This window comes from Stutzerimonas sp. VN223-3, from assembly GCF_045999685.1.
GTDB lineage: Bacteria > Pseudomonadota > Gammaproteobacteria > Pseudomonadales > Pseudomonadaceae > Stutzerimonas > Stutzerimonas stutzeri_AR.
This window is the reverse complement of record NZ_RBEC01000002.1, coordinates 867,511-883,543: the sequence shown is the minus strand read 5'-3', so window position 1 is coordinate 883,543 and position 16,033 is coordinate 867,511. Positions and strand designations below refer to the sequence as shown.

14 protein-coding genes are annotated in these 16,033 nt (G+C 62.8%); 6 read left to right on the top strand and 8 right to left on the bottom strand.

The features are described from left to right. Window positions 1-21 precede the first annotated feature (21 nt). Genes D7241_RS12795 through D7241_RS12785 form a run of 3 tightly spaced genes read left to right on the top strand, consistent with a single transcriptional unit; the run spans window position 22 to window position 2,952 of the window. Window positions 22-1,416: a DUF2868 domain-containing protein gene (locus D7241_RS12795; RefSeq protein ID WP_408101831.1), complete on the top strand. Its 1,395-nt coding sequence runs from the start codon at window positions 22-24 to the stop codon at window positions 1,414-1,416. Then, window positions 1,409-1,582 (top strand): hypothetical protein, encoded by a 174-nt coding sequence (locus D7241_RS12790; protein WP_408101830.1) that lies wholly within the window; start codon window positions 1,409-1,411, stop codon window positions 1,580-1,582. Before D7241_RS12795 ends, D7241_RS12790 begins: the two co-directional genes overlap by 8 nt. Continuing rightward, on the top strand, window positions 1,579-2,952 hold the full coding sequence (locus tag D7241_RS12785; protein WP_408101829.1) for a GTPase/DUF3482 domain-containing protein: 1,374 nt from the start codon (window positions 1,579-1,581) through the stop codon (window positions 2,950-2,952). The genes D7241_RS12790 and D7241_RS12785 overlap by 4 nt, the downstream gene beginning before the upstream one ends. 267 nt (window positions 2,953-3,219) lie before the next feature. Here D7241_RS12785 and D7241_RS12780 read toward each other — a convergent pair whose 3' ends face one another. Next, window positions 3,220-4,140, bottom strand: a complete 921-nt coding sequence (locus D7241_RS12780) for a DMT family transporter (protein ID WP_408102329.1) — start codon at window positions 4,138-4,140, stop codon at window positions 3,220-3,222. 89 nt (window positions 4,141-4,229) lie between these two features. On the opposite strand from D7241_RS12780, the gene D7241_RS12775 reads away from it, so the two are divergent. Then, complete coding sequence (locus D7241_RS12775; RefSeq protein WP_408101828.1) at window positions 4,230-5,144, top strand: LysR family transcriptional regulator; 915 nt, start codon at window positions 4,230-4,232, stop codon at window positions 5,142-5,144. Window positions 5,145-5,563: 419 nt separating this feature from the next. Here the strand turns inward: D7241_RS12775 and phoU are convergent, their stop codons facing one another. The 5 genes from phoU to D7241_RS12750 all read right to left on the bottom strand — a co-directional run bounded on the left by phoU (window position 5,564) and on the right by D7241_RS12750 (window position 12,592). Next, entirely contained in the window at window positions 5,564-6,289 is a 726-nt protein-coding gene (gene phoU / locus D7241_RS12770) for a phosphate signaling complex protein PhoU (RefSeq protein ID WP_255977980.1), read from the bottom strand. Between the two features lie 174 nt (window positions 6,290-6,463). After that, the gene (gene pstB, locus D7241_RS12765) at window positions 6,464-7,294 is read right to left on the bottom strand and encodes a phosphate ABC transporter ATP-binding protein PstB (protein ID WP_255977982.1); all 831 of its coding nucleotides are present in this window, start codon (window positions 7,292-7,294) and stop codon (window positions 6,464-6,466) included. 80 nt (window positions 7,295-7,374) lie between these two features. Then, on the bottom strand, window positions 7,375-9,045 hold the full coding sequence (pstA, locus tag D7241_RS12760) for a phosphate ABC transporter permease PstA (protein ID WP_408101827.1): 1,671 nt from the start codon (window positions 9,043-9,045) through the stop codon (window positions 7,375-7,377). 83 nt (window positions 9,046-9,128) lie between these two features. After that, complete coding sequence (locus D7241_RS12755; protein WP_408101826.1) at window positions 9,129-11,405, bottom strand: ABC transporter permease subunit; 2,277 nt, start codon at window positions 11,403-11,405, stop codon at window positions 9,129-9,131. 215 nt (window positions 11,406-11,620) lie between these two features. Further along, window positions 11,621-12,592: a PstS family phosphate ABC transporter substrate-binding protein gene (locus D7241_RS12750; protein ID WP_408101825.1), complete on the bottom strand. Its 972-nt coding sequence runs from the start codon at window positions 12,590-12,592 to the stop codon at window positions 11,621-11,623. A gap of 220 nt (window positions 12,593-12,812) precedes the next feature. Between D7241_RS12750 and D7241_RS12745 the strand changes: the two genes are divergently transcribed. Next, window positions 12,813-13,214 (top strand): acyl-CoA thioesterase, encoded by a 402-nt coding sequence (locus tag D7241_RS12745; protein ID WP_255977988.1) that lies wholly within the window; start codon window positions 12,813-12,815, stop codon window positions 13,212-13,214. A 10-nt stretch (window positions 13,215-13,224) separates the two neighbouring features. Here D7241_RS12745 and D7241_RS12740 read toward each other — a convergent pair whose 3' ends face one another. Beyond that, window positions 13,225-14,427 carry a diguanylate cyclase domain-containing protein gene (locus tag D7241_RS12740; RefSeq protein WP_408101824.1) on the bottom strand — a complete coding sequence of 401 codons (1,203 nt, stop codon included), beginning with the start codon at window positions 14,425-14,427 and terminating at the stop codon, window positions 13,225-13,227. A gap of 169 nt (window positions 14,428-14,596) precedes the next feature. Between D7241_RS12740 and D7241_RS12735 the strand changes: the two genes are divergently transcribed. Beyond that, window positions 14,597-15,505 (top strand): AEC family transporter, encoded by a 909-nt coding sequence (locus tag D7241_RS12735; RefSeq protein ID WP_408101823.1) that lies wholly within the window; start codon window positions 14,597-14,599, stop codon window positions 15,503-15,505. A gap of 16 nt (window positions 15,506-15,521) precedes the next feature. Here the strand turns inward: D7241_RS12735 and D7241_RS12730 are convergent, their stop codons facing one another. Then, window positions 15,522-15,971: a hypothetical protein gene (locus D7241_RS12730; RefSeq protein WP_408101822.1), complete on the bottom strand. Its 450-nt coding sequence runs from the start codon at window positions 15,969-15,971 to the stop codon at window positions 15,522-15,524. Window positions 15,972-16,033 lie beyond the last annotated feature (62 nt).

Sequence of the window (16,033 nt, the reverse complement as noted above, 5' to 3'; positions counted from 1 at the left end):
TCGTCTATTAAGAGAAACCGCGTGTCCGCATCTCTCCCGCCGCTATCCAATCCACTCGACCGCCTTTGGCTCACCGAAGCCGTGCGCCTGCGCGAAGAGCACGCCGGGCCGCTGGATGATGATGAGGCCAACCGTCAGGCTCGCGCTCAGGGCGGCGAACTGGCCGAGCTGATTGAGTTTCGCGCGCTGTGGCTGGCACGCCGTGGCGGTTTGATCGATGCATTGCGGCACTGGCGTCAGGGCGCGCGGCTGGCCGGCTTCGCGCTAGTTTTGCTGGCACTGCTCACCGGTGCCGGGCTAGCGCTAGCGGCACTGGGTGACGGCGTGCAGCCAGTCAACGTGTTCTGGGCGCTGGGCAGCCTGCTCGGGTTGAATCTGCTGACATTGCTTGGTTGGCTGCTGGGCTTCGTGCTGGCCGGTGACAGCGGCGGCGCGCTGGGCCGGTTGTGGCTCTGGCTCAGCGAGAAGCTCGCGCGCGATGCTCGTGCGATGCAGCTGGCGCCTGCGCTACTCGTAGTGCTGGAGCAGCGCCGCATCGGTCGCTGGCTGCTCGGGATGGGCGTGCACGGGCTGTGGCTGCTGGCGATGGTCAGCGCACTGTTGACCTTGCTGGCGCTGCTCGCCACGCGGCGCTACGGCTTCGTCTGGGAAACCACCATCCTTGGCGAAGGCACGTTCATCAATCTGACCCAGGCGCTCGGAATGCTGCCCTCGCTGCTGGGTTTCAGCGTGCCGGATATCGACCAGATCCGCGCCAGCGGAACCTTGAACAATGGCTTCGAAAGCGCGCGGCAGAGCTGGGCCGGCTGGTTGGTCGGCGTATCGCTGATCTACGGGCTGCTGCCGCGCTTGCTGCTGGCGCTGTTCTGCCTGTGGCGCTGGCGCCGCGGCCGCGCCTTGCTCCGTCTGGATCTGCAGCTACCCGCCTACCGCCTGCTACGCGAGCGACTACAACCGCCCAGCGAGCGTCTCGGCATAAGCGACGCGGCACCTGAACAGCTGTATTCGCCCAGCATCGGTACGCATCTGGACGGCAGCGAAGGCGCGGTGCTCGTCGCCATCGAGCTGGACCCGAGCCATCCCTGGCCACCGAAACTGCCGACGGGGATCGCCGACGCCGGCGTATTGGACGACCGCGAGCAGCGTCGGCGCCTGCTGGAACAACTGACCCGCTTTCCGCCGCAGCGCCTGGCCATCGCCTGCGATCCGCGCCGCTCGCCGGATCGTGGAACCCTGGCGCTGATCGGAGAGCTGAGCCGTTGTGCCGCCGAAAGCCGCGTCTGGCTGTTGCAGGCACCTGCCGACGAAGCGTTGGACAGCCACCGCTTGCAGGACTGGAAGCAAGCACTGGACAGCCTCGGCCTGCCCTATTACTGCAGCGCACCGCTTAACTGGCTGGAGAGTGGCCATGATTGATGTCCTCGGCTCGGTTTTGGTAGGAGCTAGCGTGCTGACGATCAAAGCGACCTCGGCGACGGGATCGCCAGCAAGCTGGCTCCTACAAAAGCAGCAGATGGTCCTGGCGGATTTGCGGTTAACCCATGGCTACGCACATGCCATAGCAGCGGAGTCCGAGCCATGAGCGCGCCCCTGAAACTCGCCCTCGTCGGCCATACCAATGTCGGCAAGACCTCGCTGCTGCGTACGCTGACCCGAGACGTCAGCTTTGGTGAGGTTTCGCACCGGCCAAGCACCACCCGTCACGTCGAAGGAGCACGACTTTCCGTCGATGGCGAGCCGTTGCTGGAGCTCTACGACACGCCTGGCCTGGAAGACGCCATCGCCCTGCTCGACCATCTCGAACGAATCGAACGCCCCGGTGAACGCCTCGATGGTCCGGCGCGTACCGCACGGTTTCTCGACGGCAGCGAGGCGCGCCAGCGTTTCGAACAAGAAGCCAAGGTGCTGCGCCAGCTGCTCGCCAGCGATGCCGGGCTCTACGTGATCGACGCCCGCGAGCCGGTGCTGGCCAAGTACAAGGACGAGCTGGCGGTGCTGGCCGGGTGTGGCAAACCCCTCTTGCCGGTGCTCAACTTCGTCGCCCAGCCCGGTCACCGGGAGGACCAGTGGCGCGAGGCACTTGCGCGGCTGGGTCTGCATGCGCTGGTGCGCTTCGACAGCGTGGCGCCGCCGATCGATGGCGAGCGCCGCCTGTATGAAAGCCTGGCGCTGCTACTGGAGCAGTCCCGCCCCAAGTTGCAACGTCTGATCGACGATCACGAAGCCCAGGCCGCAGCCCGGCTGAGCGAGGGCAACCGCCTGATCGCCGAATTGTTGGTGGATGTCGCCGCCTGCCGTCGCAGCGTCGCCGCCCAACCCGAACTCGAGCGCGGCGCAATCCGCGAACTGCATGACGCCATCCGCGCCCGCGAGCAACGTTGTGTCGAAGCCTTGTTGCGTCTCTACGGCTTCCGGCCACAGGACGCCGCAGCGGCCGACCTGCCATTGCTCGATGGCCGCTGGGGTGATGACTTGTTCAATCCCGAAACACTCAAGGAACTGGGTGTGAAGATCGGCGGCGGAATGGCCGCAGGCGCGGCAGCCGGGGCCGGTGTCGACCTGATGGTAGGCGGCATCACGCTCGGCGCCGCCGCGTTGCTCGGGGCCATCGCCGGCGGCGGTGCACAGACCGCGCGGCACTATGGAAATCGTCTGCTGGGCAAGCTCAAGGGTGAGCGCGAACTGACCGTCGATGATGCGGTGCTGCGCCTGCTCGCCCTGCGCCAGCGACAATTGCTGGGCGCCCTTGCCGCGCGCGGGCATGCCGCGATGGACGCGATTCGCCTCGATGCGCCGGACGATAAAGCGTGGCGCGAGGGCAAGCTGCCCGAGGCGCTGCATCGTTGCCGTGCGCATCCGCAATGGTCGTCGCTGAACCTCGGCGCACGCCTGGAGCAGGTCGAGCGGCAACAGCAACTGGCGGAACTGGTCATTAGCTTGCAGGGCAGCTAGCAGGCTGCGGCGGGATTGGTACGGCGGCTGCAGAAACCCGTAGGGTGGGCCGGGCGGCGTTCCGCTTCAGCAGGTAGGGTGGGCTTTAGCCCACCGAGCGCCGGTTGGCCGGCCGACACACTCCCGAGTGACTTCTGGTGGGCTGAAGCCCACCCTACAATGCTGCGATTCATCCTCCGTTCGGCAACCACAGGCTGTAGGGTGGGCTTCAGCCCACCATTTGCCACTTCACAGCGCTCGCCCTACCTTGACGGGTACAAGCCTCCGTCAGTTGCGGGCCGGCAACCCGCCCTCGACCGCAACCGGTGCCGCCGAACGGCCAAAACGCAAAGTTCCCAGCGTCGCCACCATGATCAGCAGTCCTCCTACCCAGCCCATCAGTTCCAACCGCTCGCCCAACCAGAGCCCGGCGATAATCGCGCCGAATAGCGGCTCAGACCCCATCAGCAGCGACACTCGCGTCGCGCTGGTACGGCCCAGCGCCAGGTTCTGCGCATAGAGCGCGAACAGCGTAGCGAAGAACACCAGATACAACGTCGCCGCCCAGAACGTTGGGCTCTGCGGTAACGCCGGCAAACCACCAGGTAACGTGAAACCCAGTACCAGACAGCCCGTCGCGACAACACCACTCTGCACGGCCGTTAACGCCAACGGCGGTACCTGCATGTCGGCTGTCAGGCGTCGGGTCAGGCACACCAACAGCGCACGCAGCAGCGCCGCCGCCAACATCAGCCCGTCGCCGAGGTTGAGCGACAGGCTCGTACCGCCTGTCAGCAGCCAGACGCCGACCAGCGACAGTGCGCAGGCCGCGAACAATCGATTGCTCGGTCGCTGGCGCAGCATCGCCCACTCCACGAACGGCGTGAACACCACGCACAGGCTAATGAGAAAGGCAGCGTTGCTGGCGCTGGTGAGCATCACGCCCCAGGTCTCGCAGAGGAAGATCCCCAGCATCACCAGCCCCAGCGGCAATCCAGGCCGAACCGCGCGTTGGCCGTCACCGCGCAGCTGCGGCAACAGCAGGATGAAGGTCAGGCCAAAGCGAATCGCCAGAAACCCCAGCACCGGATAGAACCACAGCGCTTGCTTGGCCACTGCGTAACTGCTGCCCCAGATGATCGCCACCATCAGCAGCATGGCATCGGCCAGCCAGAGGTTGCGTCGTGCTATACCGCGCCAATTCTGCATCGTCGTCACCCGTTTCAACTGAACGGGTCGATTGTCCATTGATACTCCGAGGTCGATAATCCAGCGATTCGACAAAGGACTTGTTCGCCATGAGAACGAATGACAACGCGGCGCTTTTGCCCGGCATGGCCGTGTTTGTGCGCGTGGTCGAGGCTGGCAGTTTTTCCGCCGCAGCCCGGCAGCTGGGCACGACCGCCTCGGCAGTGAGCCGTCAGGTGGCGCGGCTGGAGCAGCAGCTGTCGCTGCGATTGCTGGAGCGCACCACGCGCCAACTACGGCTGAACGAAGCCGGCAGCGAGTTCTATGTGCATTGTCGGACGATGCTGGACGCCGCCGATCAGGCACTGGCCATCGGCGAACGGCTGATGAGTGGCCCGCGCGGACTGGTGCGTTTGAGCGTGCCCAAGGCCTACGGCAAGTTCGTCATCAGCCCATTGATGCCGGGCTTTCTGCGGCGTTACGCCGATGTCGACGTGCAGCTGCAGATCAGCGACCAGAGCCCGGATTTGATCGAGGACGGTTTCGACCTGTTGATTCAGGTCACTGATCAGCCGCCGGATGGGCTCGCTGGCAAACCGTTGGGGCCAGTACGCCAGGTTCTTTGTGCGAGCCCGGAATACCTGCAAGAACACGGCACACCGCAGCACCCGCAGGAACTGCTCAGGCACAGCTGCCTATATCTCGGCGAACGTGCGGGCGACAACCGCTGGCATTTCAGCAACGGCGAGCAGCAGGAGGTGGTGACGGTGCGTGGTCGCTATATCAGCAACCACAGCGAGGCGCGGCTGGAAGCGGCGTTGGCCGACCTGGGTATCACCGTTTTGCCGCATTTCACTGCGGCGCAGGGGCTGGCGAAAGGAAGATTGCGCGAGGTGCTGCCGCAGTGGCGCTATACCAATTCTTATCAAGGCGCGGCTTGGCTGTTGTGGCGGCAGAACCAGCATCTGCCGCCGAAGCAGCGGGTATTGATCGACTATCTAAGCGAGACGTTGGCGACGCGCTGACCGTCGTGCATAACTCGGTCATGTGCAGGGTGAAGCAGTTGTGGGTGGGTCGGACGGCGTTCTGCTTCAGCCCACCGAACGACCTCGGGTGGCTTCTGGTGGGCTGAAGCCCACCCTACGGTGCTGAGCGAGACGTTGGCGACGCGCTGAGCAGCCTAGACCGCACGGGCATCCCTCGGTGGGCTGAAGCGGGGCGCCGCCCGGCCCACTCTACGGAGCTGAAGCGGAGCGCCGCCGGCCCACCCGACTAGACCGGGCTTTGGTAGGGTGGGCTTCAGCCCACCGGGTAACCGTTTGATTGGTCGCTCCGAGGCGGGTTCTGGTGCTGCAGCGAAGGGCCTTCCGGCCGACCTATGGTACTGATCGCCGAACTCAGCGAGCCGCGACAGACTGCCTGAGCGGACGCCGACGCCTGACCATCAATCGCGCTTGTTGGCGACTTCCTCGGCCATGCGCGTCAGACCCAGGTGACGCACGTCGGTGCCGCGCACCAGGTAGATCACCAGCTCGGCAATGTTGCGTGCGTGATCGCCGATCCGCTCCAGCGAGCGCAGCACCCAGATCACACTGAGCACGCGGGAGATCGAGCGCGGGTCTTCCATCATGTAGGTGACCAGCTCGCGCAGTGCGGTTTTGTATTCGCGGTCGACGGTCTTGTCGTATTGCGCCACCGACAATGCCAGTTCGGCATCGAAACGGGCGAAGGCGTCCAGCGACTCCTGCACCATCTTGCGCACCTGATCGCCGATGTGACGAACCTCGACGTAGCCACGTGGCGACTCGCCGTCTTCGCACAGCTCGATGGCGCGGCGTGCAATTTTGGTGGCTTCGTCGCCAATGCGCTCAAGATCGATCACCGACTTGGAGATGCTGATGATCAAGCGCAAGTCAGAGGCCGCCGGTTGACGGCGAGCAAGGATACGAATGCATTCCTCGTCGATGTTGCGCTCCATGTGGTTGATCTGGTCATCCACTTCGCGAACCTGCTGCGCCAGCCCGGAATCGGCCTCGATCAGCGCGGTGACCGCATCATTGACCTGCTTCTCCACCAGTCCGCCCATGGCCAGAAGATGGCTGCGCACCTCTTCCAGCTCGGCGTTGAACTGCTGGGAAATGTGTTGGGTATGGCTGTCTTTGCTGATCATTTTTTCGCTCCGAGGAGGCTGCCGCTAGGCGGCGCTGGTGCGCAGCGCACCTGGAAATAGTCGAGTTAACGTTGCGGCCCTTGGGAAATTTTCACTGGCGCGGAGGGCGTGCGCTGACAGTACGAGTAGTACGGCAAGCGCGCCCGACAAAGCCAGAGGAGATTTCTCATGGCATCAACCGTAGCGGCCGGTGATGTAGTCCTCTGTCTGTTTTTTCGCCGGATTGGTGAACAACGTATCGGTGTCGCCGTACTCGATCAGCTTGCCCATGTACATGAACGCGGTGTAGTCGGAGACGCGCGCGGCCTGCTGCATGTTGTGGGTGACGATGACGATGGTGTACTTGGCTTTCAATTCGTAGATCAGCTCTTCGACTTTCAGCGAGGAGATCGGGTCGAGCGCCGAGCTCGGTTCGTCGAGCAACAGCACTTCGGGCTGTACGGCGATGGTTCGGGCGATGACCAGACGCTGCTGCTGGCCGCCGGAGAGGCCGAGTGCGGACTCGTGCAGGCGGTCCTTGACCTCTTCCCATAGCGCCGCGCCCTTGAGCGCCCATTCGACGGTCTCGTCGAGTACGCGTTTCTGCTTGATGCCCTGGATGCGCAGGCCATAAACCACGTTCTCGTAGATGCTCTTGGGGAACGGGTTGGGCTTCTGAAAGACCATGCCGACGCGACGGCGCAGGTCGGCAACGTCTTCGCCCTTGCGGTAGATGTTATGGCCATCGAGGTTGATCGCACCTTCGATGCGGCAGCCATCGACCAGATCGTTCATCCGGTTGAAGCAGCGCAGCAGCGTGGACTTGCCGCAGCCGGACGGGCCGATGAAGGCCGTCACGCGTTGGCGCGGGATGTTCATGCTGACGTTGTGCAGCGCCTGCTTCTCACCGTAAAAGAGGCTCAGATCGGGCACTTCGATGGCCACGGCCTCGTTATCCAGGCTCAGCGCGCGCTTGTCACGACCCAGCGCGGATATATCGATGGAATGCGTCTTTGCTTGTGACATGGAATGTCTCCGTATCGCTGAAGGCCAGAAGTGCGGGCGGCGAATCGTGCAGCGCCGGCCTCCAGCGTGTCTGTCGGCAGTTAATGATCAAGCGCTTTGTATTTTTCGCGCAGATGGTTACGAATGATGACCGCACTGAGGTTGAGCGTTGCGATCACCAGCACCAGCAGAAACGCCGTCGCATACACCAATGGTCGTGCAGCCTCGACGTTGGGGCTCTGGAAGCCGACGTCGTAGATATGAAAGCCCAGGTGCATGATCTTCTGATCGAGGTGCAGATAGGGGTAGTTGCCGTTGAGCGGCAGGCTCGGTGCCAGCTTGACCACACCCACCAGCATCAGCGGCGCAACTTCACCAGCCGCGCGCGCCACGGCGAGGATCAGACCGGTCATCATCGCCGGGCTGGCCATCGGCAGCACCACCTTCCACAGCGTCTCCGATTTGGTCGCACCGAGGGCCAGCGAGCCTTCGCGCAGGATTCGCGGAATCCGCGCCAGCCCTTCCTCGGTGGCGACGATCACCACCGGCAGGGTCAGGATCGCCAGGGTCAGCGATGCCCACATCAGGCCCGGCGTACCGAACACCGGTGCCGGTGCCGCTTCTGGATAGAAGATGCGGTCGAGCGAGCCGCCCAGTACATAGACGAAGAAGCCCAGGCCGAACACGCCGTAGACGATCGACGGCACGCCGGCGAGGTTGTTCACCGCAATGCGAATGATGCGGGTGAGCAGGCCCTGTTTGGCGTATTCACGCAGATAGACCGCTGCGATCACGCCGAACGGAGTGACGATCACCGCCATGATCAGGGTCATCAGCACAGTGCCGAAGATGGCCGGGAAGATACCGCCTTCGGTATTCGCCTCCCGCGGTTCGTCGCTGACGAACTCCCAGACCTTGGCGAAGTAGAAACCTATTTTTTCGACCGCCGACATGGAATTCGGCCGGTAGGCGCGCACGATCTTGCCGAGGCTGAGCTCCTTTTCCTGGCCGTCCATGGTGCGCATGGTGATGCTGTCGCGATTGAAGCCTTCGTAGAGCGAGATCAACTCGCCTTCGAGCGACTTGTACTCGGCGTCCCACTCGGCGCGCTCGGCGTCGAGCTGGGCCTGGGCGGCCGCGTCGAGCTGACCGTCGAGCTCCAGCTTGCGGGTTTTCAGGCGTAGGCGCTCGAGGCCATAGTTGATACGCCCGATGTCGACCTGCTCCAGCCGAGCGATCTGCGCATGCAGTTCATCGATGCGCTCTATGCGCTGCTGCAGCTCGGCCCAGGCTGCGTCACCTTCGGCGACCAGTTGGCCGCTTTCCTTGACGTTCAGCAGCTCGCCATAGAAGTTGCCCCACTCGCGACGCTCCAGCGCGACCAGATCGGCAGGCTTGCGCTGGTTGCTCAGCCATTCGCCGATGACCCAGGAGAAGTCCGCGCCATAGACCTCGCGGTTGCCCACTTTCAGCAACTCGCGCGTCATGAACTCGCCGCCCTCGACATCCACCGGCAGGCCGCTGGCGGCCAGACGAGCGCGGGGTACTTCTTCGGCCTGTACCACCTCACCGGCCATTACTCGCGGCTCGGCACCGGGCACCTGATAATCAGCGACCACGATGTCGGCCGGCCAGAAATGCTCCAGCCCGCGCACGGCGATCACCGCCAGCAGGCCGAGGGTCATGATCACGGCGATGGAAACGGCGCCAGCGTTCATCCAGACCCAGGGGCTGCCGCTCTTGATCCAGGTTTTCAGCGAATCCTTTTTCACGGATCGATACCTTTGTCGAAATCTTGTCGCAGCCGTCACCGGCTGCGTCCTTGCACGCCCGCAGGCGTGCCTTTGTTACAGGCTTACAGGCTGGCGTACTTGCGGCGAAGGCGCTGGCGGATCAGCTCGGCCAGGGTGTTCATTACGAAGGTGAACATCAGCAGCACCATCGCGGCGAGAAACAGCACGCGGTAGTGGGTGCTGCCCACTTCCGACTCGGGCATTTCAACCGCGACGTTGGCCGCCAGGGTGCGCATGCCTTCGAAGATGTTGGCTTCCATGATCGGCGTATTGCCGGTGGCCATCAGCACGATCATGGTTTCGCCCACCGCACGGCCCATGCCGATCATCAGCGCCGAGAAGATGCCGGGGCTGGCGGTCAGCAGCACCACGCGAGTGAGCGTCTGCCATGGCGTCGCACCGAGCGCCAGCGAACCCAGGGTGAGGCTCTTGGGCACGCTGAACACGGCGTCTTCGGCGATCGAATAGATCGTCGGGATCACTGCGAAGCCCATCGCCAGACCAATTACCAGAGCGTTGCGCTGATCGAACGGAATGCCCATGTCGTTGGACAGCCACAGGCGCATGTCACCGCCGAAGAACCAGTTCTCCAGATGACCGCTGACAGCCAGGGAGCCCCAGCCCACCGCCAATATCACCGGAATCAGCAGCACCGCTTCCCAGCCATCCGGCACGCTCAGGCGGACGTTTTCCGGCAGACGGCTCCATAACCAGCCCGCCAGCAGGATGCCGATCGGTGTGAGCAGCAACAGGCTGAAGATGCCGGGAAGGTGGTTTTCCAGATAGGGGGCGAGAAACAGCCCGGCGAAGAAACCGAGGATTACCGTCGGCAGCGCTTCCATCAGCTCGATCACCGGCTTGACCTTGCGGCGCAGCGCCGGGGCCATGAAATAGGCGGTGTAAAAGGCCGCGCAGATAGCCAGCGGCGCCGCCAGCAGCATGGCGTAGAAGGCTGCTTTGAGGGTACCGAAGGCCAGCGGTGACAGGCTCAGCTTGGGCTCGAAGTCGCCGGTGGCGGAGGTCGACTGCCACACATAGTCAGGCTCCGGATAGTTCTCGTACCAGACCTTGCCCCACAGCGCGCCCCAGGAAATTTCCGGATGTGGGTTGTCGATCACGAAGCGCTGCAGCTGATCACCCGACTCCACCAGCAGGCGTGTGGCCCGCGGCGACAGGGCGGCAACTGCCGCGCCATCGGCGACCTGTTCGGTCAGCAGCGTGCGGTGCGCGGTGCTATGGAAGATGCCGAGGGTGCCAGCGTTGTCGAGGGCGAGAAATCCCTTGCGCCGCTCCTCCGGAATGATCTGGGTGATCGGCTGACCGTCCAGTTGGAAGTTGCGCACGTTCTTCAGCTCGGCCTGACCATCGCCGCCACGCACCATGAACCACTGGCCGATACCACCGACCGAATCACCGACCATTAGTGAGATGCCACCGAGCAGCGATGCGACGGTGGTGATTTCGCCCTTGCCATTGAGCAGCTTGTAGCGGCCGTTGAGCTGTTTGCGGCGCAGATCGAACACATCGACACTGGCGCGGCCGCTCACAGCGAACAGCCACATATGGCGCGGATCGATGCGCAGCGCCTTGATCGGTTCGGAGAGTTGCGGCAGATCCAGACGTTCCTGCTCCAGGCTGGTTTCGCCTGTCATCAGGTTTTCAGTAGCGGATATCTTCAGCGCCTGTAGCGCTCCATCGGTAGCGCCAGCGACCATCAACGTGTCGCCATTCAAGCTGACCGCAGCGTGAGCGATCGGACGCCCATGTGGATCGAGCTGCATCGGCTCCTCGCCGAACGGATAGTCCAGCTGCGGCGTGATGGTTTTCTTGCCGTTCGGATAGCTGATCTTGTAGTTGTGCTCGGCGACCAGCACCTGACCGTTGTCCAGACCGAGTACGAAACGGCGGTTACCCGGGGTGTCCTGACCGATCGAGACGATACGGCTGCCGGCAGGCAGCGGCAGTTCGATGTTGCGCAGAGATTCGCCGGTCTGAACGCTGAAGAAACGCACCTGGCCGTCGCTGCCGAGGCGCATCGCGACCTGATTCTGCTCTTCCATCGCCAGGAACAGCGGCTCGCCAGCATCGGCCAGCCAGGCAGGCTGCTGCGCGTCGCGCGCCTCCAGCTCGGCACCCTGAAACATGGGTAGGACGACCTGGGCGAGGTAGAAGAAAATAAGGGTGATCGCGCCGAGCACGGCGAGGCCACCAATGGAGACATACCAACGCGCCAGGTTGTCTTTCAGCGCACGGATACGGCGCTTGCGTTGCAGCGCAGGCGTATTGAAGTCCAGCCGTTGCACATCGGAATTCGCGCTCATGGTCTCTATATCGTTCATGCGAAGGTCCTGGCCGCTCAGGCCGCTAAAACTGCTGCGCTCGGTTGAGCGCGAGTCGTTTCCTGGCTGTTGAGGGCCGGTCGGGCGCCTAATCTAATCAAGCTGTGTGACAGAAAAATTACAGCAGGTTGACGCGACGACGCCCACCAGCGCGAAAAGCGTGGCGGGCGTTGTATTCAGGCTCGCAGCAGGTGCGGCAAGCCTGACATCGGGTCTTAGTTTTCCAGACCCAGCTCCTTCAGCGTCTTGTCGACGACTTTCTTCGGCAGCGGGATGTAGCCGTCCTTGACCACGACTTCCTGACCCTGCTTTGAAAGCACTAGCTTGAGGAATTCCGCGTCGATTGGGCTAAGCGGCTTGTTTGGCGCCTTGTTGACATAGACGTAGAAGAAGCGCGCCAGAGGGAATTTGCCAGCCAGGGCGTTCGCTTCGTTGGCCTCGAAGGCCTCGCCACCCTTGGACAGGGGAACGGCGCGGACACTGGAAGTCTTGTAGCCAATACCCGAGTAGCCGATGGCGTTCAGGGTGCTGGAGATCGACTGCACCACCGAGGCCGAACCTGGCTGCTCGTTGACGTTGGGCTTGAAGTCACCTTTGCACAGAGCTTCTTCCTTGAAGTAACCGTAGGTGCCGGATACCGAGTTACGACCGAACAGCTGAATAGGCTTGCTCGCCCACTCGCCGGTCAGGCCAACATCGCCCCAGGTGGTGATGTCTTTCTCGCCGCCGCACAGGCGGGTGCTGGAGAAGATCGCGTCGACCTGCTCGATATCGAGGCTCTTGATCGGGTTGTCCTTGTGCACGAACACGGCCAGGGCGTCGATAGCTACCGGCACCTCGGTCGGCTTGTAGCCGTACTTCTCTTCGAAGGCCTGGATTTCGTTGTCCTTCATCGGACGGCTCATCGGGCCGAGGTTGGCCGTGCCTTCGGTGAGTGCCGGCGGCGCGGTGGAAGAACCGGCAGCCTGGATCTGAATGTTGACGTTGGGGTAGCTGCGCTTGAAGTCTTCGGCCCACAGGGTCATCAGGTTGGCCAGGGAGTCGGAGCCGACGCTGGACAGGTTGCCGGAGACGCCGGAGGTCTTCTCATAAGTCGGCAGTGCCGGGTCAACCGCGGCAACTGCGTTTGCAGCACCTACGCCAGCGGCTACGAAAGTCAGGGCCGCCATCAAACGATTCAGTGTCATACCTTGCTCCTAGCAGGGGTGTGCTCGAGTGTGTTGGAACGGGGGCCATTGTCTGCAGGCCGTGTGAACACTCTATGAACGGAATATGACAATCTGGTGACGATCAGTAACTTGCTCCATGTTGGTCGCTGCGGTCACATACAGCCGCTATACTCGGCCCCGGCCTGCACTACCGCGGGTTCTTCGCGCCTGAACAACAATCGCGCCGCGAGTCCGACCGATGAACGAATACGAACAAGAAGACCCAATCCCGCAGGGCGATCTGGCCCTCCAGCTGACCGCCTTGCCGCGCGAAACAAACGGCTTCGGTGACATTTTCGGTGGCTGGCTGGTATCGCAAATGGATCTGGCCGGAACCGCCATGGCCAGCCGCGTTGCCGCTGGCCGCGTGGCAACGGTGTCGATCGACCGCATGGCCTTCATGGTTCCGGTCGCCGTGGGTGCGCAGCTATCGTTCTATACGCAGACGCTGGACGTCGGGCGCAGCTCGATTCGCATGCTGGTAGAAGTTTGGAGCGACGACCCGCTCTCCAGCGAATGGCGCAAGGTTACCGAGGCGGTGTTCGTCTTCGTCGCCATCGACGGCAGCGGCCGCACCCGCCCGGTTTCACCGCGCCGCTAAGCACCAACGATCACGCCGCCTTCGGCTGTGCGGCATACACGGCGTAGCGATTCTTGCCAGCCTGCTTGGCCTGGTACAGCGCAGCATCGGCAGCCTGATAAAGCTGCTCGGGGGTATAGCCCGGCTGCAGCATTGCGACCCCGACGCTAGACGTGACATTTCCGCTATGCGCCGAAGCCGGATGTGGCAGCGCCCGGTCAGCGAGCATCGCCAGCAGCTGACTGGCGATCGTTTGCGCCGACTCGGCGTCGCAGTGATAGAGCACCAACGCAAATTCCTCACCGCCGACCCGTGCCGCCAAGTCCAGCGGCCGCCGCGCGAAGCGCCCAAGCAGCTCGGAGAATTCTCTGATCAACGCATCGCCGGCCGGATGGCCGAGGTTGTCGTTGTAACTCTTGAAGTCATCCAAGTCGAGCAGCAGCAATGCCAGCGGTTGGCGCTCGCGCCGCGCCTGCAAAAGCGTCTGCTGCAGCGCCATGTCGAAGCTGCGGCGGTTGGCCAGCCCAGTCAGCGCGTCGTGTTGTGCAACCCAGCCCAGCAGCTTGCGCATGAGAAATTGCTCACGCTGCGAATATTCGTGGACGTAACGGCTGATCGCCCCGAGTACCAGCAAAATCAGGTAATAGCTGACCGAAATCCAATGCACTTGCATTTCGCTAGCCGAAAGAATCATTGCGGCGATCAGCACATCGAACAAGACGATCGCCGCAGCGCAGCTCAACGCGCGCCAGAACGTGATGCCGAGAAAGAAAAACGAACAGACGATCAGCAGACCGGCACCGTAGCGGAAGGCGAGCTCGGGCTGCATCGTCTCGTACTGGATATCGATCCGCGCGGCGACCAATCCAATCAGCACGATAAATAGTGGAAATAGCCGATTGGCGATGACCCGTGCGCGCCTGTAAAAAAGGGTCACTACTAGAATCGCCATTCCAGGCATCATCTGTAGCAGGCGTAGCAAGGTCAGCTCGCGCAGCCAGCCCGGGTCCGAATGGGCGAACAAATGCCGTTCGACGTACAGATAACCGCCGACCACCAGAATCAGCAGGCAGGCGCCAAGCTGCTGCGCCAAGCGGGCTTGACGGTTCAGGTAGCGGCGAAACTCGCGCTCCAGTTCCGGCGCAAATGACAGGCGGCGAAAACCTTCGCGTAGCTGCGTCCCGTAGGGCGTATCCCGAAAATCTTCGGCGGACTGGTTCTCGAGAAATTGCATCGATGGTGCTCATGTACAGGCGCGACGCATGATATCACTTAGATATCATTGCGCTCGCTTTCCCGATGAACGCACCCAGTACCACCGACTTTGCGCTGCCCACGTCTAGGTTGCGGTCGCAGGCGCGACACTCCACTATCCACCCACCTGCACCACTGGATGTATACGCGTGACTGTCCTTCTTCTCGCTCTCTGGCCTTTGTTCGCCCTGATTATTGCCGGCTATTTTTTGCGGCTGCGTGAGTTTCCCAGCGAGGCTTTCTGGCCTGGCGCAGAGCGAATCAATTACTTCGTCCTGTTTCCTGCGCTGCTGTTCAGCAGTCTGGCCACCGCACCGCTGGACAACCCCGCGCTGCCGCGACTAGCCGGGGCGGTAATGCTGGGTCTGGGATTGGCATGGCTCGCGCTGCTGATAATGAAGCGCGTACGTGGCTGGCCTGCCGCTCGCTTCGGGGCCTTTGCCCAAGGCGCGCTGCGCTTCAACACCTACCTCGGCCTTGCGGTGGTCGGCAGCCTTTTCGGCAAGGAAGGCCTGGCAATGGCCGCACTGATGCTGGCGTTGATGGTGCCGACGGTGAACGTCATGTCTGTCTGGGCCCTGACCGCCGAACGTGGCGTCAGCGTGCGCTCGCTCCTTCTGCCGATCGTGAAGAATCCGCTGATTCTTGCCTGTCTGACCGGTGCCCTGGTCAATTTTTCCGGCTTCGGCCTTCCTTGGGGCACCGACCGCCTGCTGAGCCTGCTGGCCGCCGCCAGCCTGCCGCTGGGCCTGCTTTGCGTAGGGGCGGCCTTGAAGCCGAAGGAGTTGGGCGGAGAGATCCCAGCGCTGGGCTGGAACAGCGCGCTGCGGCTGATGGCCGTTCCGTTGCTTGCCTACGCCGTGGCTCGCCTGCTCAACCTGCCGGCGATGGAGACGACGATCATTGTGCTGTTCTTCGCGCTGCCCACCGCACCGACCGCCTATGTGCTGACCCGCCAATTGGGCGGCGATAGTCACCTGATGGCGGGCATCATCACCCTGCAGACATTGTTAGCCGCCGCCAGCCTGCCGCTGGTACTGGCACTGCTGGGCAGCTGATCCGTTGATGATCGGCCTAGCGCACCACTTGGCTACGTAAAGCGCGTAGCAGCAAAAGCGCCATACCCACACCAAAGGTAGCCAGTACCAGCAACGGGCCAAGATGGCCAACCAACTCCTGTAACCAGACCAGAAGGCGTACCAAGACACCCAAGCGCCTGCCGGCGGCATCGGGATCGGTCACGTAGGCGCCCTGTTCCCATATTTCGTAAGCCGCTTTGAGCGGTAACAGGGTCAGCGGAATCAACACCAGGCAGATCCAGTAACCCGTCCGGCGGCGCGGGCCGAGCAGGCCCCAAGGTTGATAAGCGGCGCGAATCAGTTGGAAGAAACAAACGGCGTAATAACCCACCAGCAGCAGGAAGACCCCATTGGCCAGCGATGGCGCGAGCCAGACAGCGCGTAGCGCAGCGCCCGCTAGCAGCAGGCTGAGCGCGCCCCAAGTGGCAAAGAAAAGCTTTTTCATCGGTTGTTCCGATTGTCGGGTTTTGCAAAGACGCATCGGAACAGATTTCAGCCGCGCAGATG

What these genes read in the sequence shown, in the direction of transcription:
- D7241_RS12790 (WP_408101830.1), top strand. Translation starts at nt 1,409, where the DNA reads ATGATTGATGTCCTCGGCTCGGTTTTGGTAGGAGCTAGCGTGCTGACG.
- D7241_RS12785 (WP_408101829.1), top strand. Translation starts at nt 1,579, where the DNA reads ATGAGCGCGCCCCTGAAACTCGCCCTCGTCGGCCATACCAATGTCGGC.
- D7241_RS12780 (WP_408102329.1), bottom strand. Translation starts at nt 4,140, where the DNA reads ATGCAGAATTGGCGCGGTATAGCACGACGCAACCTCTGGCTGGCCGAT.
- D7241_RS12775 (WP_408101828.1), top strand. Translation starts at nt 4,230, where the DNA reads ATGAGAACGAATGACAACGCGGCGCTTTTGCCCGGCATGGCCGTGTTT.
- phoU (WP_255977980.1), bottom strand. Translation starts at nt 6,289, where the DNA reads ATGATCAGCAAAGACAGCCATACCCAACACATTTCCCAGCAGTTCAAC.
- pstB (WP_255977982.1), bottom strand. Translation starts at nt 7,294, where the DNA reads ATGTCACAAGCAAAGACGCATTCCATCGATATATCCGCGCTGGGTCGT.
- D7241_RS12755 (WP_408101826.1), bottom strand. Translation starts at nt 11,405, where the DNA reads ATGAACGATATAGAGACCATGAGCGCGAATTCCGATGTGCAACGGCTG.
- D7241_RS12750 (WP_408101825.1), bottom strand. Translation starts at nt 12,592, where the DNA reads ATGACACTGAATCGTTTGATGGCGGCCCTGACTTTCGTAGCCGCTGGC.
- D7241_RS12745 (WP_255977988.1), top strand. Translation starts at nt 12,813, where the DNA reads ATGAACGAATACGAACAAGAAGACCCAATCCCGCAGGGCGATCTGGCC.
- D7241_RS12740 (WP_408101824.1), bottom strand. Translation starts at nt 14,427, where the DNA reads ATGCAATTTCTCGAGAACCAGTCCGCCGAAGATTTTCGGGATACGCCC.
- D7241_RS12730 (WP_408101822.1), bottom strand. Translation starts at nt 15,971, where the DNA reads ATGAAAAAGCTTTTCTTTGCCACTTGGGGCGCGCTCAGCCTGCTGCTA.